The 2119-nt window shown below is 61.7% G+C and carries 2 protein-coding genes; both read right to left on the minus strand.

What is annotated here, in order from left to right:
- Nucleotides 1-42: 42 nt before the first annotated feature.
- Nucleotides 43-732 carry a TrkA family potassium uptake protein gene (locus tag Q4E95_RS13120; protein ID WP_303383723.1) on the minus strand — a complete coding sequence of 230 codons (690 nt, stop codon included), beginning with the start codon at nucleotides 730-732 and terminating at the stop codon, nucleotides 43-45.
- A gap of 25 nt (nucleotides 733-757) precedes the next feature.
- Entirely contained in the window at nucleotides 758-2119 is a 1362-nt protein-coding gene (locus tag Q4E95_RS13125; RefSeq protein ID WP_303383724.1) for a TrkH family potassium uptake protein, read from the minus strand.

The following is a 2119-nucleotide window of genomic DNA, read 5'->3' on the forward strand; positions in this document are numbered from 1 at the left end:
TTGCGTCGCCTCACCAGATTTCGCACGTGAGACGACGAGGGCTCAGCCCATGACCGAGAAGCGTTCGGCCTGCTCGGTGGGCCCCGTGACGAGGATTTGGTCGTCCTCGTACAGCATGGTGCCCGGCTCAGTGGGCTCCCACGTGCCGCCTGGGCGGCAAACCGCGACCACGGCGACCCCGAAGCGGCGTCGAATGTCCAGCAGATCCATGGGGCGCTGCTGAACGGACGCGGGCGCATTGCAACGGATCATCGCGAACCCTTGATCAATGGGCACGAAGTCCAGGACATCTCCCTGGATGAGGTGAGCGGTCCGCACACCCATGTCCCGTTCGGGGTTGATCACGTGGTGGACGCCCAGCTGCTCGAGAATCTCCGCGTGCGGGGCGGTGATTGCTTTCGCCCACACCTCGGGGCATTGAAACTTCATCAGGCGGGAACTCACCAGGATGCTGGCTTGAATGTCCGATCCGATCCCCACCACGGAGCGCTCGAATTCGTCCACACCCAACTGTCGCAGGACCTCTTCATCGGTGGCGTCGGCGCGAATTACCGATGTGAGTTTGCCGTTGAAGGACTGCACGACGGACTCGGACACGTCGATGCCCATGACATCGGTGCCCCGGGACATCAGTTCCATGGCCAGCGAGCCACCGAAGCGGCCGAGCCCGATCACCACCACGGCGTTGTCAGTGCGTTGAGTAGGGTGACCCGGGCGAAATTTGTCGAACATGACTCAATCTTTCAGTCGAGGTTTCTTAGCCAATGAGCGGTCGTTCTTTGGGAAGTTCGTAGGCCCGTGGTTTGCGGCCCACGGCAATGGCCGTGGCTACGGTGACCGGTCCCAGGCGACCGAGGAACATCAGACATATGAGCACCACTTGCGCGAAGGGCGACAAGGCTGCGGTGATACCCGTTGACAGCCCAACTGTGGCGAAGGCCGAGATCACCTCGAACAGGGCGCGATCCAACCCGAGGTTGATGTCGGAGACCATGAGTAGCATGGTGCCGGCCATGACCGCACCCATGGCCACCACCACCAGGGTGATCGCCTCGCGTTGCACGGACCGGGACAGCTGCTTACCCAGCACGGGCACGGCGGCCCCGCCTCGGATTTCCGTCCACGCGACGAAGAAGAGCACCCCGAGGGTGGTGACTTTCAATCCGCCTGCGGTACCGGCGGGCCCGCCGCCGATGAACATCAGGACATCCATGCCCAGCCACGAAACCGGGTGCATTTGCATGATATCCACGCTATTGAAGCCGGCGGTGCGGGCAATCGCTGATTGGAAAAAGGCATTGAGAATCTTGGAACCGACCGGTTGAGGCCCCAGGGTGCCCGGATTGGACCACTCAAGGACCGCGATGAATACGGTGCCCACCAGCAGCAACACGGGAGTTGCCAGCAAGACCAACCGCGTATTCATGGACCATTTGCGCGGCAACCGAAGGTGATGGCGCAGCTCGTACAGAACCGGGAATCCCAGTCCACCCAGAATCACGCAGCCGGCCAGGGGGAGCAAAATGAACGGGTCTTGATTGAAGTCCATGACATTGAGCGTGTAGAGCGCGAACCCTGCATTGTTGAACGCAGACACCGAATGGAACATCGCGTGGGCCAGGGCCTGGCCGGGGGAGTAGTGATAGTGCAATGAGAACCTCAAGAACAGCAGAACCGCCGCGGTGGCCTCGATGACCGCCGTTGTCGCAACAATTCGCAACACCACATGACGCACGCGTGCAGCACCGAACGACTTGGTTTCGGCACGAGCCAGCAATTTTATGGAGAGCCCGAACTTCCGGGCCAGAACGATACCCAGCATGGTGGTCAGCGTCATCACGCCCAGGCCACCCACCTGGATGAGACACAGGATCACGGTCTGACCGAACGGGGTCCAATAGGTTGCGGTGTCCACGGTGATCAGACCTGTGACGCACAGAGAGGACGTCGCGGTGAACAATGCGGTGAGGAGGTCGGTTCCCCCGGGTCCGGTCGATGAGGCGGGCACCATGAGCAATCCGGTCCCCACGACCAGTGCGATGGCGAAAGCAGAAACAATGAGGCGAGCGGTCCGGGCGGGCGTCATCTCCGGCCGTTGTCGCAAGTGGGTGCGAGGCAC

This window comes from Kocuria sp. (genome assembly GCF_030536815.1).
In the GTDB taxonomy this organism is placed as follows: Bacteria; Actinomycetota; Actinomycetes; order Actinomycetales; family Micrococcaceae; genus Kocuria; species Kocuria gwangalliensis.